Here is a 20,159-nt window from a genome sequence, read left to right as displayed (position 1 = left end):
TCCGGGTCGCTGAAGCAACATTTTTCCCGCTCTCGCGGAACTGGGAACTGGGAACTGGGAACTGCTCTGGATAGGGTGCAGCATGGCAAAGACATTGCGGTGGGGGCTGATTCCGGCGGCGCTGGTGAGCGCATCCGCTGTGCTGCTCTTTGCGCTGCGGATGCCGGCTCCCGGCTACTTCATGCTCGCCGCGGCCCTGGTGCTCGCGTTTGTGATCAACCGGGCTTTGTTTCGCGACCTGTTGCTCATTGCCGTCGGCCTCGGCATCATCAGCACGATCTCGGTCGAGGCGAACATCAGTTACCCGAACATCGCCGTCATGGGAACCGTGCTGAGCCTCGCGGTACTCGTGCCCTACCTGCTCTCGCGCTACTACTTCAAGGACCACACGATCCGGTTTCCGATTCGCACCGGGCAACGCTGGACCACCCTGGAACGGGCGTACTTGCCGATCGTGTTGCTGCTCGGGTACCTGATTCTGCCGACCTATTTCATCGGAAGCGGCGCCTACCAGAACTGGCCGACCGTGACCGCGCCCGATGAGATCGCCCGGCTGTTCGTGGGCGTGGGTTTCGTGGGCATTTGGGACGAACTGTTCTTCATCTGCATCGCGTTCGCCCTGCTGCGGCGGCATTTTGCCGACTGGCAGGCCAACATTCTGCAGGCCGTGATCTTCTCGTCATTTCTCTGGGAGCTCGGCTACCAGGCGTGGGGTCCGTTGCTGACCGTGCCGTTCGCGCTGCTGCAGGGCTACACGTTTGCCCGCACCCGCTCCTTGACCTACGTGGTCTGCGTGCACCTTCTGTTCGACGTGGTGGTGTTTCTCGTGCTCGTGCACGCCCACAATCGCCAGTGGCTTGACATCTTTCTATATTGACCCTCTTGCGTGTCACAGGAACGCGATATATCGTGGCCTTCAGAACTCGCGATATAGCGCGAGTTCACCCTTCTGAAAGGACAACCCAGTGTCACTGGAAAAATGGCTGGTCGCCCCCGGGCAAACCAAAATCATTGATGTCGAGCTGGTGCGCAAGCTCAAGGTCGGTCTCATCGCCGGCACGGTCGACATCATCGGCCATGACGAACCCGGCGCTCGCATCGAAGTGCACGGCGTCACCGGCAAAGACCTGAAGATCTCGATGGATGGCGACCGCCTCGAAATCGACCACCCGCAGCTGCGCTGGGACAACTTCATCGAGGTGTTCGCCTCGTTCCGCGGCACCGCGCGGGCCGAGGTGAGCATCTCGGTCCCCCGCGATGTCGCGCTGCGCTTCGGCGTGGTCTCGGCCGATGCCCTCGTCTCTGGCCTCCGCAATGACGCCAAACTCAGCACTGTCTCCGGCGATCTCGTCATCGATGACGTTCAGGGCGACCTCGAACTCAATGCGGTGAACGGTGAGATCTCGGTGCGCAACCACGTGGGAGCCTTGGTCGTGCACACCGTTTCCGGCGATATCACGGCGAGCGGCAGCATCCGTCAATTCACGCTCGACGGGGTTTCGAGCAACGTGTTCCTCGACGTCACGGGCACGCCAGACCAGATCGTGACGAACTCGGTCAGCGGCAACCTCACGGTGCGGCTCGAGCCGGGCGTCGCCGCAAGGTACCACCTCAATACCCTCTCCGGCACGCTGCAGCTTGATGATCACACCGTGCGCACCGCGTTCGGCAAGGGTTACGAGGGCTCCACGGGCGCCCTCGACGGCAGCTGGGTCGACATGCGTTCCAACTCGGTGTCCGGCGATATCTCGGTCGTGCGCAGCGAATCCACGAGCACCGCATCGACCACGACAGCGGATGCCGCAGCGCCCGCCTCCGACACCCACTCTCCCCAGGACCCGGCATGAGTGCCATGTTCGCCCACGGCAGCCTGCGGCTCTACCTGCTGAGCCTGCTCAATGAGCGACCTCGGCACGGCTACGAGCTGATCCAGGCACTCAGCGACCGCTTCGGCGGGACCTACAGCCCGAGCGCCGGCACGATCTACCCGCGGCTGGCCAAGCTCGAGGAGGAAGGCCTCGTCACCAAGCAAGCGGATGGCCGCAAGACCGTCTACGAGATCACCGACGCCGGCCGCGCCGAGCTGCTCGCCCGCGAGGGCGAACTCGGCGCGATCGAAGACGAGGTGACCGACTCGGTGCGCAGGCTCGCCGATCAGGTGCGTACCGGCGTCAACTCCGCCATGAAGACCCTGCGCGCCGACCTCGCCTCGGCCGCCCGCCAGGCCCGCGACGCGTCGTCGCCGACGCGCGGCTACGACGGCACGCCTGAATCCTGGGATCCAACGGGGTCGTCGACCTGGCATCGTTCCCACCCGACGCCGACAGAGGGAGTGCCAGCCGAACCCTCGACCGCCAATGCTGCGACCGACAACGTCCCGGCCGAGGCTGCCGGGGGCGCGCGCCAGGAATCGACGCAGGCCCTACGGGAGGCCGACATGGTGCTGAACGAGTTCCGGCAGCAGCTCCGCACGGACCTCCGAACGCAGGCGGCTCGATCGGTCGTTCCATCGGACACTGTGCCGTCACTTCGGCGGCAGCTCGCCGACGTGCGCGCGAGCATCCTGGCGACCTTGCACCCGTAGCCCCGCCTCCCCGAGATCGCCAGCGCCAGCCGATGGCGGTCTCGTGGGCAGGACCTGGATCGAGCCTGTCAGTGATCTCGACTACCGGAATGGTTGGCTTCCGCAGACACAGCTGCGCCAGCCGATGGCGGTCTCGGCGGGCTCGACCAACGGATGGGGACGTTCCAGAGACATGTTGCGTTGCGCTCGCGCCCGATCCAGTGCCAGAGCGGCTGAATACGTCGGCGAGATGGCTCGGCTCCAAGGATTGGGTCGCGTCGATTGCCCGTGCTTCGCAGCGTGCAGTGTCTCGCCCCTCGTCGTCGCGGCCCACACGCACCTGTTTCGGACCCGAGGAAACGCCCAAGAACACCCAGGGATTTGACAGGGGTCGCCGTAGGTGTAATGTCGTCCCTCGTGACACCCGAGGCGAGCGCCCCAGTACCGGAAAGTCGTTCACCCAAGCGGTGGATCATCGGCGATCCGCTTCCCACCGAGCATTTGGACGGCCAACTGCTGCCCAAACACCTCGCCTTGCCCATCTTCGCAAGCGACCCGCTATCGAGTGTGGCGTACGCGCCGCAAGAACTCCTCATGATCCTCACCCTCGGCGGGCTCGCCTTTTTGAGCTTCGCGCCGTGGGTAGCCGCGGTCGTCGTCGTGCTGCTCGTCGTCGTGGTCGCCTCCTACCGCCAGCTGATCAAGGCCTACCCCTCTGGCGGCGGTGACTACGAGGTCGCCCACAAAAACCTGGGCGAGAAGGCCGGTTTGGTCGTCGCATCCGCTCTGCTGGTGGACTACGTGATGACCGTGGTCGTGTCGGTCGCCAGCGGCGTGGACAACATCATCTCGGCGATACCGTCGCTGGCCCCCCTGCGCGTCGAACTCGCCGTCGTGTTCATCATCTTGCTCGCGGCAGCCAACCTGCGCGGCGTACGGGAGTCAAGCAAGGCCTTCGCCGTTCCGACCTACCTGTTCATCGGCAGCGTGCTGCTCATGATCGTCGTCGGCCTTGTTCGCGCGTTGCTCGGCGATGCGCCGGTGGCCGAATCGGCTGGCTATGACGTGAAGGGCGAGAACCTCGCGCAGGCCGCTTTCATCTTGCTGCTGCTGCGCTCCTTCGCGAGCGGATGCTCCGCCCTCACCGGCGTGGAAGCGATCGCCAATGGGGTGCCAGCGTTCAAACACCCCAAGATCAAGAACGCCCAGCGCACGCTCACCCTCATGGGCGGCATCGCCATCGTCCTGTTCGTCGGGCTGACGACCCTCGCCCTCATCTCCCAGGTGCACTACGCGGAGCGCGCCTGCGACCTGATCGGCTGGGCCGAGTGCGCCACAGCTCCGCAACGCAGCCTGATCGCTCAGGTCGCCGCGGCAACGTTCGGCGATTTCTCGATCATGTTCTTCGTACTGCAGGCGGCCACAGCGGCCGTGCTGCTGCTCGCTGCGAACACGGCTTTCAACGGCTTCCCGCTGCTCGGATCGGTGCTCGCCCGCGACTCCTACGCGCCGAAGTCGCTCAGCACCCGGGGTGACCGTCTCATCTATTCCAACGGGGTTGTGCTGCTCGCCCTCGCCGCCTGCATGATCATGGTGGTCTACCGGGCCAACCTCACGGTGCTTATTCAGCTGTATATCATCGGCGTTTTCGTGTCGTTCACGCTTGGCCAGACCGGCATGGTGCGACACTGGCTGAAACTTCTCAAGAAGAATCCGCCGAACCGAGGCTCGATCATTCTGAGCTTGTCGATCAACGGTTTTGGCGCGGCATTGACCGGCGTCGTGCTTATCGTCGTCACCGTGACGAAGTTCACCCACGGCGCGTGGCTGGTGTTCGTGATGATGCCGGTGCTGTTCTTTCTCATGATGGGCGTCAACCGCTATTACCGGGACGTGGCCAAGGAGATCGAGGTCGACCCGATCACGACCTTCGGCTCGCAGGGCGACCACGCAATCGTGCTCGTCGGCAAGATGCAGAAGCCGGTGCTGAAGGCCCTCGACTACGCCATCGCCGCGCGGCATGTCAGCCTCGAAGCGGTGCATGTCTCCATTGACACCGCCGAGACCAAGGAGCTTAAACGCGCCTGGGTCAAACAGAACATCCAGGTGCCGCTGCGTATCGTCGCCTCGCCCTACCGGGACATCAGCTGGCCGCTGATCAGCTACATTCGCGGACGTCGTGACGATCACGGTTCCGAAGTCATCACCGTATACACCCCCATCTACATTGTCGGCCACTGGTGGGAAGGCCTACTGCACAACCACAAGGCCCGCCGCCTGCGCCAGAAGCTGATGCTCGTGCACGGGGTCACGATCGCCCTCGTGCCGTGGCTGCTCGACTCCTCCGAGCTCATCTACGGCCGTCGCTCCCGCCCGATCCCCGGCCAGGACCGTCGCTGCGAGCCGGTGCGTTCCCGGCCGGTGTCGCGCCGACCGCTCGCCCCGCCGGCGGGCACCGTGGACGGGGCGACAAAGTCGACCCCAATCGTCGGAACCGTTCCGCCGCAGTCCCGACCGTCGGCATCACGAAGGCGCAAACGCAAATAGTGGCTGCTAGAGCTTGGCCATGATCTGCCGCGCGATGATGCGGCCAGCCCGGTTGGCGCCCACCGTGCTCGCCTGCGGGCCGTACCCGGCGAAGAAGATGCGCGGGTCGGTCCAGGACACACCAGACCCGACCGAGACGCCACCGGCCTTTTCCCGCAGTTTAAGCGGGGCCAGGTGCCGCAGCTCCGGTCGGAAACCGGACGCCCAGACAATCGCGTCAGCCTCGGTGAAGGTTCCGTCGCTCCAGCGCACCCCTTTTGGTTCGATTCTCGCGAACATGGGGCGCGCCACGAGCAGTCCACGGTCGATGCCGGCCGCAATACGGCGGGTGACCGGCACTCCGGTACCGCTGACGATGCTGGGAAGGGCCTTGCCCGCGCGGGCTGCGCGATCCTGTTGCATCACGGCCGCGACGGCAGTCACCTCGGCGAGCTCGTCGGTGTGACTGAAGTCGATCGGTCGACGTGACACCCAGGTGAGGTCGCTCGCCACCCCCTCGAGCTCGAGCAGAAAACCGATCGCCGACGTGCCGCCGCCGACAACGATTACCCGCTGGCCGGCAAACGTCTCGCTCGAGACGTAGTTGGCCGTGTGCACCTGCGTTCCCTCGAAGGTGTTCGCGCCCGGGTAATGCGGCACGAACGGCGCACCCCAGGTGCCGGTCGCATTAACGATCATGCGCGCGTTGGTCTTCTGGTCGCCGAAGACGGGTGAACTCGTGGACACGACCAGGTCGGACTTCATCGGCGCCACGCTGGTCACGGTCACCGGACGCACCACGTTCAACTCGTAGTGCTGCTCATAGTCACGGTAGTAGTCGCTGACGACGTCGCGGGCCGGCAGATTTCGGTCGGCCGTGTCAAAGCTCAGGCCGAGCTCTTTCATACCGGGAAGGTCGTTTACGCGGTGCGCCGACCCGAGATGCAGGGCCTGCCAACGGTGCTGCCAGGCGCCGCCGGTGCCCGGTCCTCGGTCGAAGATAATGAAGTCCCGGCCTGCCACGAGCTCGAACCGGCGCAGGTAGAAACCAACGGATAGCCCGGCCTGGCCGGCGCCGATGATGACGATGGGCACGCTGACATTGCCCGTCATGCCACCCCATTCCTACGGATTAGCCTTGCGAACGGCGTCCGCGGGGCGCAAGGCCCACCATGCTAAACTAAACTCTAGTTTTTACACATTCCGTTCGGCAAATCCCGAGGGTCTCACGACTCGCTCGGCCTGGCATCGTAAGGGGGTCACGCATGGGGCGCGGCCGTCAAAAAGCAAAGCACACCAAGGTAGCTCGGGAGCTGAAATATTTCAGCCCGGATACCAACTACAACGCGCTCGAACGCGAGCTCACCGGGCATCCGTCCGACCCGCGTCTCGACGAGGATCTCGCCAAATGGCCTGAGTACGAAGCGGACAAGGCCAAGAAGGCTGCTGACGCTGGCACCACGGATTCCGCTGACGACGATGACGATCCCGACGACGACCGCTACGTCGACCACTACGCCACCGAAGACGAGAAGAAGCGCGCCTAGGCTTCTTCCTCGTCGGCGAGCGGCGGCATCCGTTTAGGGTGCCCGCGATGTGTCAATCAGCGTACGCGCTGCCGAATGGTTCGCTCGCCGGGGTCACCGCCGCCGGCCGCGCGCTAGCTCGCGTAGGCCCCGACCAGGCGCACAGCGCCACCGTTGACGCCCTTTGCGCCCTGCTCGAATCCGGTCAGGTCGTGAGCAGCGCGCGAGACCCGGCCGGTGACCCAGGCGGGAATGCCGCTCGTGGCCAACCGGGCGATGACCGACGAAGCGGATGCCGCATCCACGACCGCAAACATGCCCACTCCCAGGTTCCAGGTTCCTTCAGCGCTTTCCAGCGTGGACCCGGCCATGTCGCCGAGCACCCGGAACACGGGGGCGGGCGACCAGGTGGACCGGTCAACCTCGACCCAGGATCCGACGGGCAGCACGCGGGCGAGGTTCGCCGCGATGCCGCCACCGGTGACATGGCTGAGCGAGTGGATGGCGCCGACCAGCTCTGGGTCATTGATCACGTCGAGCAGCGGGCCGGTGTACAGGCGGGTCGGCTCGAGCAGAACCTCGCCGACCACGCCGCCGAGTTCGGCCGACGTGTCGGTGTAGCCGATGCCGCGTTGCGCCAGAATGTGGCGCACGAGCGAGTATCCGTTGGAGTGCAGGCCGCTGGAGGCCATCGCGATGACGACGTCACCGGAAACGACCTTGTCGGCGCCGAGTACCTGGTCGGCTTCGACCACTCCGGTGGCCGCGCCGGCCACGTCGTAGTCGTCAGTGCCGAGCAGGCCAGGGTGTTCGGCGGTTTCGCCGCCGACGAGGGCGGTTCCAGTCTCAGAGCAGGCCCGGGCGATGCCTGCCACGATCGAGGCGATGCGCTCGGGTACGACCTTGCCACAGGCGATGTAGTCGGTCATGAACAACGGGCGCGCGCCGACGACGATGATGTCGTCGACGACCATGCCGACCAGGTCTTGCCCAATGGTGTCGTGCTTGTCGATGGCTTGGGCGATGGCGACCTTGGTGCCAACACCGTCCGTTGAGGTGGCCAGCAGGGGCTGGCGAAACTTGGTGAGGAACGACACGTTGAACAGTCCGGCGAAGCCGCCGACCCCGCCCCAGACCTCGGGGCCGTGCGTCTTCGCGACGGCCGACTTCATGAGCTCGACCGCCAGGTCACCGGCGTGGGTGTCGACTCCGGCTGCTGCATACGTTGCATTTGAACTAGTGCGGGCGTTGCTCATTCTGGTCTTCCCGGGTCACCGAACGGTACCTGGCCCAGACGGGCGAGGGCTTCTTCTTTGCGCGAGACGGGTGCCAGCACGACTTCCAGATCAGAATCCGGCCCGGGATCGCATCCGTTCGAGGCGGTAGGCCGCTCGAGCAGATTCTTGCCGAGGTGCTGCGCTTCGGGCAGCGCAATCGGGTAGACGCCGGTGAAGCAGGCGGTGCAGAGACGTTCGCGCGGCTGCTCGGTGGCTTCGATCATGCCGTCTTCGGAGAGATAGCCGAGGCTGTCGGCTCCGATCGATTGGCGCACCTCGTCGATCTCCAGGCCGGTCGCAATGAGCTCGGCGCGGCTGGCGAAGTCGATTCCGTAGAAACACGGCCAGGTGATCGGCGGGCTCGAGATGCGCACGTGCACCTCGGCGGCGCCGGCCTCCCGAAGCATGCTCACGAGGGCGCGCTGCGTGTTGCCGCGCACGATCGAGTCGTCCACCACGATCAGGCGTTTGCCCTTGATCACGTTCTTGAGCGGATTCAATTTCAAGCGGATGCCGCGCTGCCGGATAGTCTGCGACGGCGCGATGAAGGTACGCCCGACGTAGGAGTTCTTGACGAGACCCTGGCCGAACGGAATGCCAGACGCCTGCGCGTAGCCGATGGCTGCCGGGGTGCCGGATTCCGGGGTGGGGATGACGAGGTCGGCCTCGACCGGGTGCTCGGCGGCGAGCTTGCGGCCCATTTCGACCCTGGCTTCGTGCACGCCGCGACCGGCGATCGTGGTGTCGGGGCGGGCGAGGTAGACGTACTCGAAGACACAGCCCTTGGGCTCGGCCTTGGCGAAGCGCTGCGTGCGCAGCCCGTTCTCATCGATGGTGATGAGCTCACCCGGTTCGACCTCGCGCACGAAGCTCGCCCCGACGATGTCGAGGGCGGCGGTCTCGGAGGCGACGACCCAGCCGCGTTCGAGGCGGCCGAGCACCAGCGGCCTGACACCCTGGGGGTCGCGGGCCGCGTAAAGCGTGGATTCATCCATGAAGACGAGGCAGTAGGCGCCGCGGAGGCGCGGCAGTACCTCGAGTGCGGTGGCTTCGAGGGTGTGGTCGAGGTCGCCGGTGAGCAGCGCAGTGACCACGGCGGTGTCGGTGGTGTTGCCGCGGGCGAGTTCGCCGTCGACCTTCGGGTAGCGCTCCCGCACCAGTTCGAGCAACTCAGCCGTGTTGGTGAGGTTGCCGTTGTGACCGAGGGCCACTGTTCCACTCGCCGTGCGACCGAGGGTCGGCTGGGCGTTCTGCCAGCTCGACGAACCGGTGGTGGAATAGCGGGTGTGCCCCACGGCGATGTGCCCGAGCAGGGTGCTCAGCGAGGCCTCATTGAACACCTGTGAGACCAGTCCCATGTCTTTGTAGATGAGAATCTTGCTGCCGTCGCTCGTGGCGATTCCAGCCGATTCCTGGCCGCGGTGTTGCAGGGCATAGAGGCCGAAGTAGCTGAGTTTGGCTACCTCTTCGCCGGGAGCCCACACACCGAAGACTCCACAAGCATCTTGTGGGCCCTTCTCATTGGGAAGAAGATCGTGATTTAACAGTCCGTCGCCACCGGGCAAGCCGCAGCCTCTTTACTTCTCGTTGAACGTTTGAAAATCATCATTGGGGGTGCCGGAGCCAGGCTCAGCAGCACGCACTTCGTTCGCACTGTGCTGGTTGGCATCGCGGTCGTTGGTGCGCAGTTCGTTCGCGCCCAGTCTATCGGCGACCACCGTCATTCGCGATCGACCGACAATGCGGTCGATCACGAGCGCGACCGCGGCGCCGAGAGTCGTACCGACAGCCAAACCACCGAGCAGCAGAAAGCCGAAAATCTGCAACCGATCATAGTCTTTATTCTCGGGAAAGGAGACCGTGAGAATGAGGGCGAGCAGCACGCCGACCACCGCCCCGAGCAGCATGAAGTTGCGGTAGCGCGGCGCCCGGTGCACGGTCACGGTCGCCTCGGACAGCACGGTTTCGCCGTTATCGACGAGATTCTCGGCCGACTGGTCTTGGGGTTGTTCAGCGCTGGGCTGCTCAGAAGAACTCACCCGTTCATTGTCCCATGGGCAGATGCGAGACTGACTCTATGAACACGATTGCGGTACTCGGAAGCGCCAACATGGATCTCGTCGTACGCCAGGCGCGCCTCCCCCGGCCCGGCGAGACGATGTTCGGGGCCGGGTTCAGTACGGTTCCGGGCGGCAAAGGTCTGAACCAGGCGGTCGCTGCAGCCCGATTGGGAGCGGATGTGACTTTTCTGGGAGCGGTGGGAGCGGATGCCTACGGGACACAACTGCGCGCGCTGCTGGCGACCGAGGGCATCCGTTCTACCGAATTGGCCGTAGCGGATGCCCCCACCGGCACCGCCCACATCTCCGTGGTGGACAGCGGCGAGAATTCCATCGTCGTGGTCTCGGGGGCCAATGCCACCGTAACCACCCTGAACGTGGAGCAGCGCGCGGTCGTGGCCGATTCGGTCTTTCTCGTGATGCAGTGCGAGCTGCCGGTTTCTGTGCTCGTCGAAGGGATCCGGGTTGCCCGCGCCGCCGGCGTGTTCACGGTGCTGACCCCGGCGCCGGTGGTGCGCCTGCCGGCCGGTTTTCTCGCCTCGGTCGACCTCGTCGTGCCGAACCAGATCGAGGCCGCCGAGCTCACCGGGGAGAGCGACCCCGTGCGTGCCGCCGAGGTGCTGAGCGCCGGGGGCACGTGGGCGATCGTGACGCTGGGTTCGGAGGGTTCGGTCGTGGCCTTCGACGGCGAAGCCCTCGGGCTTGCGCCGGCCCGCCCGGTGACGGCCGTCGATACGACGGCGGCCGGCGACACCTTTGTCGGAGCCCTGGTGGCGCGCCTGGCTGTCGATTACGTGCGCGGCACCGCCGTCACCCCCGACCAGATGATCGAAGCGGTGCGCTACGCCACGGTGGCGTCCTCCATCGCGGTGACCCGGGCCGGGGCCACCACCTCGATGCCGGTCTCGGCCGAAGTCGCGGCAATCCTCGCCTAGCCCGCGAGAGCAGGTTAGTGGCGGGCGCGGAAAATTCGGATGGTCACCACGCCGATCGTGGCCGCGGCCAGGGCACCGAGCAGGATCAGCGCCAGGGTCCGGATGTTGAATGGCACGACATCGTCAACGACGGTGACCTCGCCGAGGGCACCACGATCGTCGCTCGGGGTGTCGCCGCCGCGAGTTGTCTGTGGGGCGGTGGCGGCATCCGTTTGTGCGGCGGCTATCTCTGCCGCGAGCGCTGCTCTCGCGGCGTCGGCGATGGCCTGCGAGGCGGCCGTCAGCTCGGCGGGAACCGCGGTGCGTCGCGAGCTGGATGCGCTGGATGGGGGAACGGATTCCGCAGATGGCGCCACCTCTGGCAGGCTCACCGCTGGCACGCTCGCCTCTGGCACGACCGTCGCGGCGACGGTCAGGCGGCGCACCTCGGAGTAGGCGACAGCTCCGTAGGGGTCTTCGGAATAGGCGAACCAGCCGTGGGTGCCGATGCCGGGATTCCAGCTCGCGGTGACGGCTGTGCCGCTGGCCACGGCCTCGAAGGCGGCGATCGGGGTGGTCGTCAGGATGTCGACGGTGAAGGCATCCGTTGCGAGCGTTTTCTGCATCGACGTCATGCCGAAGGCTGCGTAGGGAACCGTGAATTCCTGGTGCTCGAGGTCGAGGGTGGGGTCGTCGGAGTTGTACGCGTCGAGGTAGGGCGAGTAGGTGCGCACGCTGATCTGCTCGGCGGCGTTGTCGAAGTGCAGCAGCCGCAGAAACGACTGGCCCCCCTCGGGCAGGCCCTGATAGTCGAACAGCATCTGGTAGACCGAGCGGTCGGGGGTGCCGTCACCGTTGTCGTCGAACTGATCGATGCGCGTGAAGGCGTCGTGGTAGTGCCCGGAGAAGACCATGGCGACGTTAGCGTTCGGCGCGACGACCTCGTCGTAAATCTGCTGCGGCACCGCCCCTAATCCGCCGGTGGTGAGCATATATTCGTGCAGGTTGAGAATGGCCGTGCGCTCTGGGTATTGGGCGAGCACCTCGTTGAGCCAGGCGATTCCCTCCGCGCTCGGCGCCCAGCCGAGGTAGAGCATGATGAAGTCGATGCCGCCAGCTGTGATCAGGTCGTAGTGACCCCGATTGTTTTCGAAGCTCTCGCCGTACCAGGGGTTGGCCTGGTATCGTTCGGCCCCGAAATTCGCCTTATAGGCGGCATAGTCGGCGTCTTTCTGGCCGACATCGTGGTTGCCGGCGAGCACGCCGTAGGGCAGCTGGGCGTCGTCGAGCATGCTGTAGGCCGCGTTGGCGTTGGTCCACTGGTGTTCGGCTTCGAAGTTGTCGACGATATCGCCGGTGTGAAACAGGTACTGCAGGTTGATGGCCGATCGTTGCTCGAGCAGGTAGTCGTGGATGTCGAGTTGGCGCTGGTAGAACGTGTCGTTGTAGTACTGCGTGTCGGACTCGACGGCGAGCGTGAAGTCGTAGTTTGCCCGCGCGGTGTCGTTCACGTTGTTCACGGGTAGGGTGCTCGACCGGTCGGAGAGGTCGGCACCGGCGAAGCCCTCGGAGTGCTGGATCAGCACGGTCATGACCTGGTTTTTCACGTGGTCGAGGGCCGGCACCATGGCATCGAGGGTGAACGCGGTCGCGCCCTCGCCGATGGTCACGTGGCGGTCGAATTCTTCCCAGGCGCCCGTGCTGAGGTTCTGCACGTAGAGCAGCACCTTGGCGTCGGCGTTCGCCGTGCCGTCCCACCGCACCCGCGCGGTGAAGTCGGCGCCGGCATCCGCTGGCACATCCACCTCGAATAATTGGTAGGGAAACTGCGAGTCGGAGGTGACCGGCTCTGCCGTGCCGTCCAGGCGCGCCATGGCTGTGACCTGGTCATCGGTCAGGAGGGTTTTGATGGCGCGATCGGTGCCGTTCGCGATGGCCGTGGTGCCCGAGTAGCCGCGTACGCTGCTGTCAGCAGCGGATGCGACGAATCCCCGTCGAAAGTCGACGTCCAGCTGGTCACTGCTCGGGTCGGTCGCCCGCGCGCTGAGGTCGAGCGGTCCTTCCTCGACGATGGCGCCGTCTAGCGGGGTGATCAGTTCATTGCCGGGTTCCTCGACCGGGGTGGAGAACACCGTGCTCAGCTCACCGACGTTGCCGACCCGATCTCTGGCCGTCAGCAGCAGGGTGTGTTCACCGTCGGCCAGTTTGATCGACGAAGTGGCATAGGGCAGCTCGATGACCCGGCCGTCGAGGGTCGCGACGAGCGTGTCAAAGCCGGCACCGGCATCCGTCGCCGCGCCGTCGAGCATGAACTCGCCCTGGTAGAGCTGGCCCGAAACAGCGGATGTCGTCACGACCGGAGCTGTGTTGTCGACCATCAGCGAGCGGGTCACCGAGTCGACCCCGTTGCTCGCCTGAACGGTGTGCGCGCCGTCGGTGACCGTGGTGGTATCCCAGTCGTAGGCGACGGCCTGGTAGGCGTCTTCGGGAAGGGTGAAGCTCGAGTTGTAGAAGTCGAGCTTGCCGGCGCTGTCACCCATGTTGAGCGCCAGGCTGGGGTCGGTATAGCCGTCGGGCTGCAGGCTGCGGCCGTCGGGCAGAACCAGGCGCATGTTTCGAATTTGAAAGTCGTCGTTGTTCTCGTTCGGGTTGATCTCTGGGGCGACCTTGGAGCCGGCCCAGACGCCGACAACGAGGTCCTCGCCCTGCTTCACGTAGGTGAGCGGCACCGGCGTCGCGATGGTCTCCCAGCCCGTCGGGATGCCGTCGTCGAAGATGCGCAGCACGTCGGTCCCGATTCGCACACCGTTTTGAAAGAAGGTATTGACGGCGGTGACCTCGAACACGAATTGGGGGGCGAACTCCAGTTCGAGGTTCGTCGGCACGATCTGGTCGTCGATGCTCAAGCTCATGGTGCTGCTGTCGCCGGCGGCCGAGAGCGTGGTGCTGCCGGCGACGAACTGGCCATCGGTGACGTTGAGGCGCACCGGCGAGTTGTCGACGCCGGTGAGGTCGACCCGCACGACCGGGGAGCTGGCCTCTGTGCTGCCATCGCCGGCCGTGAAGTAGTACTCGTACCAGCGCTTGCCGGTGAGGTCGACCCGTTGCAGGTCGTGGCGGTAACCGTCGGAGCCGTCGGTCGACAGGTTCATTGTCGCGAAGTCGGCGTCAATGTTGCTCTTCAGGTGCAGTTCAACGGTGCGCGCCTGCACGTCGTCGGTGACCGTGGCCGAGAGGGCGAAATTCTGCGCCGGATCAATTTCGTCGAGGGTGTCATCGACGATCACCGGTGGGGTCGCGTCGTCGGCGACAGTCTTGAGGTTGCCGGCCACCTGCGCCGCGAACACCGTGCCCGGGTTGGCCGCGACCTTCGCGAGGTTGAGCTGTCGCCCCGGGTTGCTGCTGTCGTTGCCGTACTGAATACCCACGTTCGCATCGACGTCGTCAGCGCCGGCCAGGTTGTAGTACGCGGTATTCACGCTGAACCCGGTGTTGGTCAAAATCTCGATGCCGCGTGGTGAGCCGTTGGCCATTCCGCCGCTGAAGACCTCGACCAAGTCGGTGCCGAGGGTCAGGTTTGACCCGAACGCAGCGTTGAAGTCGGTGGCCGTGAGAGCGTCATTCTGGCCGTTCTTGATCCAGAACACGAGGTTGCCGCCGGGGGCGACGTCCAGGTCGGTCGGAGTGCTCGGCCAGCGCACGGTGGAACTGTTGGTGAGGTCGGCGAGCGGGTACAGGTAGTTGAGCGCGTAGTCCCCAAAGTTGATGGAGGCATCGGTGGCGTTGAACACCTCGATGAACTCAAAGCCGTCGGCCGACCCGACGTTGGTGGAGTCTGGCGTGATCTCGGTAATTTGCAGCGGGGCGGTGTCGGCATTGGATGGCGCAGACGGCGCCGCCGTGGCGGTCGGACTGGGGGTTGGCGTCGGCGCTGATTCCGGGGCGGGGTTGCCGGGTGTGGGAACGCCGCGTGACTGCACGAGCTCCTGCGACAGGGATGCGCTCGTTGCGGGGGCGCCGAAGTGCGCGCTCGCGTCGACGGCGACGGAACCGGCGGGGTAGACCGCCCAACTGATCGAGGCGTCGGTGCCGTCGACGATGCGGATTCCGCGGCCACCACCGTTGGCCATACCCGGCTGCCCGGTGACCCGCACCACTGGATACACGTCGGTGGAACTGGTCTCCGTGGCGAAATGGGCACGGAAATCGGCTGTGCTAAACGCCTGGGTATCGACTGTCGTAGTGCGGTAATCGAGCCAGAACACGGTGCTTGCCCCGGCAGCGATGGCGGTGTAAGCCGGGATACGGAATGGTACGTCCTTGGCGCGGTCATCCGAGTCGGTGAAGATGTAGTTCAGGCCGATGCCGGCCGCATCGAGGTCGATGTCGACGGTTGTCGTGTTCGTGACCTCGAAGAACTCGAAATTGTCGTAGCCCACGTTGTCCGGGGTGATTTCGGTGACGAGGAGCGCCGGCATTGCCACCTCGGTGGCGGCCGTGGCCGACAGCGCAGGGGCGATGGCGCCCGCTCCTCCGATCAGCAGCACGAGGCCCAATGCGGTCAGCGACAGACGGAAGGAACGAGAGAGAATGCGCACTGAACAAGGCCTTTGTTTCCGGGGCGGTCCCGCTCAAGCTAGGGGCGTCAAGGGGCTTGTTTGTGACTTCCCGGTGAACGGGCGGGGTCGCAGCGGATCACTCCTGCGTACTCGCAGATGCCGTTCAAAGTTGCGGAGATACCGCAGGCCACGGGCGTTTCCAACCAAATTCCACAGAATTCAGCCGGAATCTCCGCACTTCGGTACGGCTACTGCGGAGGCAGCACCGGGACGTGGCCGGTCAGGTCGGCGCGGGCACCTGAGGCGTGGATGGCTCCGCTCGCCAGGCCGTCCGCCCAGGGCAGGGAGCCGGTGGCGAGCGCGAGCCAGGTGGCGGCATCCGTTTCGATGACGTTGGGCGGTGTACCGCGGGTGTGGCGGGGCCCGGCGACGCACTGCACGGCACCGAACGGCGGCACGCGCACCTCGAGGGTGTTGCCCTCAGCCTGTTCGGCCAGCAGCTGCAGGGTGTAACGCACGGCCTGCGCCCGGATGTCCCGGCTCGCGCTGGTTCCGCCGGCGAGCGCGGCGAGCGCCTGACGCACGGCCGCACGGCCAGCTCCGTCGTCAATTCGTGCTCGTGCCATGGTTCCAGTCTGCACGATCGGCCAGCCCCGAGGCATCGGGTAGCCTGAAACGGTGAAAATTCTGGTCCTTGGTTCCGGTGCCCGCGAGCACGCCATCATCACCGCGCTGCTTCGCGAGGAGCCGCGGCCGAGCGTTACGTGCGCCCCCGGCAATGCCGGTATCGCCGCCGAAGTTGCGGTCGTAGCGCTCGACCCCAACGACCCGGTCGCCGTCACCGACTATGCGGTGCTGCACAGCATCGAACTCGTCGTCATCGGTCCGGAGGCTCCGCTCGTGGCCGGGGTCGCCGACGCCCTGCGCGCCCGTGGAATCGCCGTGTTCGGGCCCGACCGGGCCGCCGCCGCGCTCGAAGGAAGCAAAACCTTCGCCAAACGCATCATGGATGCGGCCGGCGTTCCGACCGGGCGCGCCGTGCGCGCCGGCACTCTCGCCGAGGCCGAAGCCGCTCTCGACGAGTTCGGAGCCCCCTACGTGGTGAAGGCCGACGGCCTCGCCGCCGGCAAGGGCGTGCTCGTCACCCCGGATCGCCCCGCGGCCCTCGCCCACGCGACCTACTGGCTCGAACACGGCAGCGTGCTCATCGAAGAGTTTCTCGACGGCCAGGAGATCTCGCTCTTTCTGCTCAGCGACGGCCAAAATGTGCTGCCGCTCTCCCCCGCCCAGGACTACAAACGCGCCCTCGACCACGACGCCGGGCCCAACACCGGCGGCATGGGCGCCTATTCGCCGCTGCCCTGGCTCGACGAAAAGTTCGGCAGTGAAAACAAATTCATCGACGAGATCATCGAAACCGTCGCACTGCCGACCGTGCGCCAGCTCGCCGCCGAGGGTACCCCGTTCGTCGGCCTGCTCTACTGCGGACTCATTCTGACGGATGCCGGCATTCGCGTCATCGAGTTCAATGCACGTTTCGGAGATCCAGAGACGCAGGTCGTGCTGCCGCGCTTGGTCACGCCGCTGTCCGGCCTGCTGCTGGCCGCCGCGACCGGCACGCTCGGCGCACTCCCCCGGCCCGAATTCTCGGCCGAGGTCGCCGTGACGGTCGTGCTGGCGAGCGAGAACTACCCGGACACCCCGCTCATCGGGCGTGAAATCAGCGGGCTCACGGCCGCCCTGACCGTGGACGGCGTCACGATCGCCCACGCGGCCACCCGGGTGGTTGACGGAGCTCTCGTATCCACCGGCGGACGCGTGCTCAGCGTGGTCGCCGTCGGCGAATCCTTCGCCCACGCCCGAGCCCGCGCCTACGAGGCCATGGGACACGTGTCCCTAGCCGGCGCCCACTTTCGCACGGATATTGCCGCCCGGGTAGCCTGAGCGAAGCCCCGACACCGCGCAAAAGTCGGTGCCGGGCTTCGCCACCAGGGCTCAGGTACGTCGGCCCATTGCCCGGAACTTAGACACCCGGCGGGTGAGCAGCTCGTCTACCGGCACGCTCGCGAGCGTGGAGAGCTCGTACTCGATGGCCGCCGCCATCCGCTGGCAGAATGCCCGACCTTCCTCCGCTGCGTCGGGGCGCTCGTCGACGATGTGGTCGACGATCCCATTGGCAAAGAGCGACGCAACGTTCACGCCCTGCGCTTCCGACATGGCCGGGGCAAATTCCGTCGTCCGGTGCACGATGGCGCTCGCGCCCTCGGGCGGCAGCGGCGACAGCCAGGAATGCTGCGCGGCAATGGTGCGGTCGGCCGGTAACAGTGCGAGTGCCCCACCGCCGGCTCCCTGGCCGAGCAAGACCGACACGCTGGCCGACCGCAGGCCGATGAGCTCGTGCAGGGAGCGGGCGATTTCACCGGCCATCCCGCCCTCCTCTGACTCCTTCGACAGGGCCGCCCCGGCCGTATCGATCACGGTGAGCAGCGGCAGGCCGAGTTCCTCGGCGAGGCGCATACCCCGGCGGGCCTCGCGCAGCGACCCCGGGCCCATCGTGGTGTCTCGCGACGGCCGCGGGCGGATGTGGCCGAGAACGATGCAGCTCTGCTGCCCGAAGCGCGCCATGGCGAGCATGAGCCCCGGGTCGTTCTCGCCCTCGCCCGTGCCGTTGAGCGGCAGCACGTCGTGGGAGCCATAGGCGAGTAGCTGGCGCAGGTCGGGCCGGCGCGGGTTTCTCGAGATTTGAATGGATTCCCACGCGCCAACAGGAACGGGCCGCACCTGCAGGGTCGCCGGGACCGCCACCGGGGTGGTCGCCTTGCCGGTGAGGATGGTGAGCGCCCGGTCGACAATTTCCGGCAGCTGCTCGGGCGGAACAACGGCGTCGATCAGGCCGTGGTGGAACAAGTTTTCGGCGACCTGCACGTTCTCCGGAAACTTTTTTCCGTAGAGCGCTTCATAGACCCGTGGGCCCAGAAACCCGAGCAGCGCGCCCGGCTCCGCCACCGTGACATGCCCGAGCGATCCCCACGACGCCATGACCCCACCCGTGGTGGGGTGCCGCAGGTAGACCAGATACGGATGCCCCGCCTCGCGATGCGCGCGCACGGCGGCGGTGATCTTCACCATGGACAGAAAGGCCAGCGTGCCCTCCTGCATGCGGGTACCGCCGGAGGCTGGTCCGGCCAGTACCGGCAACCCGTCGCGGGTGGCGCGCTCGATCGCGTCGACGATACGGTCCGCGGCGGAGAGCCCGATCGAGCCGGCCAGAAAAGCGAACTCGCTCACCACGATAGCTACCCGATGCCCGCGGATCAGGCCCTCACCCGTTAGCACGGATTCGTCACTGCCGCTCTTCTGCCGAGCCTTCACCAAATCAAGCCGGTAGGCCTCGTTCGGGTCGGGATCGACCACGGGTTGGTCCCAGCTCGAGAATGATCCGCCGTCGAGGACCACCGCAATGAGTTCGGCGGCGCTGAGGTGGCGGGTTTTCGGTTCGGTCAACGCGTTCTCTTTCTGCACGTTAGATCCCTTCCACTGCGCGATTGAGCCACTCACGTATTTCGGCGCCGTGCTGGTTGAGCACCGGCGGAGCAGAGTGCGTGGTGTTGGTCGTTTCGGCGGTGTCGGCGGGTCCGAAGAACCGCAGCGGCGGGCCCGGGAGGCTGATCTTGCCGAGCACGTCATGCTCGACGTCGATCAACAGCCCCTGCGACAACACCTGATCCCACTGGTAGACCTCGTCCAATGAGCGCACCTTCCCGGCCGGAATTCCAGCCTGTGCGAGCTTCTCAAGCAGCGGCGCGGCGTCGAACTGAGCGAAGGCATCCGTTATCGCCGCCTTGAGGCTCTCTCGGTTGCGCACGCGGTGCGCGTTAGTGGCCCACTCGGCCTGGGCGGGATCGAGGCCGAACTGGGCCGCGAAGGTGGCCCAGAGCTTCTCACTTCCGATGCTGATCTGCACGCTGCCGTCGCGGCACGCGTACAGGCCGTAGGGTGCGATCGACGGATGGTGGTTGCCCTGGGCCTCGGGCACCTCACCAGCTACCGTGGCACGGGTGCCCTGAAAGGCGTGCACTCCCACGAGCGCGGCCAAAAGCGAGGTGCGAACGATCTGCCCCTCCCCCGTGCGCTCGCGCTGCAGTAAGGCCGCGAGAAGCCCGAAGGCGCCGTACATGCCCGAGAGCAGATCGGCGATCGGCACCCCCACCCGCTGCGGGTCGTCGGGGCCGGATCCGGTGAGCGACATGAGGCCGGCTTCGCCCTGCAGAATCTGGTCGTAGCCGCTGCGGCTCGACTCGGGGCCGTCGTGGCCGAAACCGGTGATCGAGAGAATAACGAGCGACGGGTTGAGCTCGTGCATCGCCTCCGGCGAGAATCCGAGGCGGTCCAGAACGCCGGGGCGGAAGTTCTCCACCACCACGTCGGCGCGCAGCAGCAGGTCGCGCAGCACCGCGCGGCCGTCGTCGCTCTTCAAGTCGAGGGCGATCGACTCCTTGTTGCGATTGCAAGAGAGGAAATACGTGGATTGCAGGTTGTCGTCGGGACCGACGAACGGCGGACCCCAGCCCCGGGTATCGTCTCCCATTCCGGGATTCTCCACCTTGATGACGCGTGCCCCGAGGTCGGCGAGCATCATGCTCGCGTGCGGCCCGGCGAGGGCACGACTCAGGTCGACGACCAGATAGCCCTCGAGTGGACCTTTCGCTCGGGTCTGAGTGTCCGTGCTCATAT

General features: G+C 65.9%; 15 protein-coding genes. 7 read left to right on the top strand and 8 right to left on the bottom strand.

Annotated elements, in window-relative coordinates:
- Positions 1 to 82: 82 nt before the first annotated feature.
- The 4 genes from CJ028_RS16760 to CJ028_RS16745 all read left to right on the top strand — a co-directional run bounded on the left by CJ028_RS16760 (position 83) and on the right by CJ028_RS16745 (position 5,110).
- Positions 83 to 877, top strand: a complete 795-nt coding sequence (locus tag CJ028_RS16760; RefSeq protein WP_105036353.1) for a CPBP family intramembrane glutamic endopeptidase — start codon at positions 83 to 85, stop codon at positions 875 to 877.
- 88 nt (positions 878 to 965) lie between these two features.
- Entirely contained in the window at positions 966 to 1,847 is an 882-nt protein-coding gene (locus CJ028_RS16755) for a DUF4097 family beta strand repeat-containing protein (RefSeq protein WP_105036352.1), read from the top strand.
- Positions 1,844 to 2,584 carry a PadR family transcriptional regulator gene (locus CJ028_RS21530; RefSeq protein WP_240607374.1) on the top strand — a complete coding sequence of 247 codons (741 nt, stop codon included), beginning with the start codon at positions 1,844 to 1,846 and terminating at the stop codon, positions 2,582 to 2,584. Before CJ028_RS16755 ends, CJ028_RS21530 begins: the two co-directional genes overlap by 4 nt.
- Positions 2,585 to 2,968: 384 nt before the next feature.
- Positions 2,969 to 5,110 carry an APC family permease gene (locus CJ028_RS16745; protein WP_240607373.1) on the top strand — a complete coding sequence of 714 codons (2,142 nt, stop codon included), beginning with the start codon at positions 2,969 to 2,971 and terminating at the stop codon, positions 5,108 to 5,110.
- Positions 5,111 to 5,116: 6 nt separating this feature from the next.
- Here the strand turns inward: CJ028_RS16745 and CJ028_RS16740 are convergent, their stop codons facing one another.
- Positions 5,117 to 6,202, bottom strand: a complete 1,086-nt coding sequence (locus tag CJ028_RS16740; protein WP_105036351.1) for an NAD(P)-binding domain-containing protein — start codon at positions 6,200 to 6,202, stop codon at positions 5,117 to 5,119.
- Between the two features lie 152 nt (positions 6,203 to 6,354).
- Between CJ028_RS16740 and CJ028_RS16735 the strand changes: the two genes are divergently transcribed.
- The gene (locus tag CJ028_RS16735; protein WP_105036350.1) at positions 6,355 to 6,636 is read left to right on the top strand and encodes a DUF3073 domain-containing protein; all 282 of its coding nucleotides are present in this window, start codon (positions 6,355 to 6,357) and stop codon (positions 6,634 to 6,636) included.
- Between the two features lie 113 nt (positions 6,637 to 6,749).
- Here the strand turns inward: CJ028_RS16735 and purM are convergent, their stop codons facing one another.
- The 3 genes from purM to CJ028_RS16720 are packed head-to-tail and all read right to left on the bottom strand — an operon-like array spanning position 6,750 to position 9,931.
- Positions 6,750 to 7,871 (bottom strand): phosphoribosylformylglycinamidine cyclo-ligase, encoded by a 1,122-nt coding sequence (purM, locus tag CJ028_RS16730; RefSeq protein ID WP_105036349.1) that lies wholly within the window; start codon positions 7,869 to 7,871, stop codon positions 6,750 to 6,752.
- Positions 7,868 to 9,457 (bottom strand): amidophosphoribosyltransferase, encoded by a 1,590-nt coding sequence (gene purF / locus CJ028_RS16725; protein ID WP_240607372.1) that lies wholly within the window; start codon positions 9,455 to 9,457, stop codon positions 7,868 to 7,870. The genes purM and purF overlap by 4 nt, the downstream gene beginning before the upstream one ends.
- Positions 9,458 to 9,469: 12 nt before the next feature.
- Positions 9,470 to 9,931 carry a hypothetical protein gene (locus CJ028_RS16720; protein ID WP_105036348.1) on the bottom strand — a complete coding sequence of 154 codons (462 nt, stop codon included), beginning with the start codon at positions 9,929 to 9,931 and terminating at the stop codon, positions 9,470 to 9,472.
- A gap of 38 nt (positions 9,932 to 9,969) precedes the next feature.
- On the opposite strand from CJ028_RS16720, the gene CJ028_RS16715 reads away from it, so the two are divergent.
- A complete protein-coding gene (locus CJ028_RS16715) occupies positions 9,970 to 10,887 on the top strand; it encodes a ribokinase (RefSeq protein ID WP_105036347.1) in 918 nt (305 codons plus the stop codon).
- Between the two features lie 14 nt (positions 10,888 to 10,901).
- Here the strand turns inward: CJ028_RS16715 and CJ028_RS16710 are convergent, their stop codons facing one another.
- Together CJ028_RS16710 and CJ028_RS16705 are read right to left on the bottom strand one after the other, a co-directional pair.
- The gene (locus CJ028_RS16710; RefSeq protein WP_105036346.1) at positions 10,902 to 15,464 is read right to left on the bottom strand and encodes a metallophosphoesterase; all 4,563 of its coding nucleotides are present in this window, start codon (positions 15,462 to 15,464) and stop codon (positions 10,902 to 10,904) included.
- A gap of 209 nt (positions 15,465 to 15,673) precedes the next feature.
- Positions 15,674 to 16,051, bottom strand: coding sequence for a sterol carrier family protein (locus CJ028_RS16705; RefSeq protein WP_105036377.1), 378 nt, complete (start codon positions 16,049 to 16,051; stop codon positions 15,674 to 15,676).
- 52 nt (positions 16,052 to 16,103) lie between these two features.
- Here CJ028_RS16705 and purD point away from each other — a divergent pair, with 52 nt between their 5' ends.
- Positions 16,104 to 17,369: a phosphoribosylamine--glycine ligase gene (purD, locus tag CJ028_RS16700; RefSeq protein ID WP_105036345.1), complete on the top strand. Its 1,266-nt coding sequence runs from the start codon at positions 16,104 to 16,106 to the stop codon at positions 17,367 to 17,369.
- Positions 17,370 to 17,420: 51 nt separating this feature from the next.
- Here the strand turns inward: purD and CJ028_RS16695 are convergent, their stop codons facing one another.
- On the bottom strand, positions 17,421 to 18,947 hold the full coding sequence (locus CJ028_RS16695) for a carboxyl transferase domain-containing protein (RefSeq protein WP_240607371.1): 1,527 nt from the start codon (positions 18,945 to 18,947) through the stop codon (positions 17,421 to 17,423).
- A 1-nt stretch (position 18,948) separates the two neighbouring features.
- Complete coding sequence (locus tag CJ028_RS16690) at positions 18,949 to 20,157, bottom strand: CaiB/BaiF CoA transferase family protein (RefSeq protein WP_105036344.1); 1,209 nt, start codon at positions 20,155 to 20,157, stop codon at positions 18,949 to 18,951.
- Positions 20,158 to 20,159 lie beyond the last annotated feature (2 nt).

The sequence above is a fragment of the Cryobacterium aureum genome, from assembly GCF_002954245.1.
GTDB lineage: Bacteria > Actinomycetota > Actinomycetes > Actinomycetales > Microbacteriaceae > Cryobacterium > Cryobacterium aureum.
Note: the sequence above shows the minus strand (reverse complement) of the source record. Positions and strands in the feature narration are given on the sequence as shown.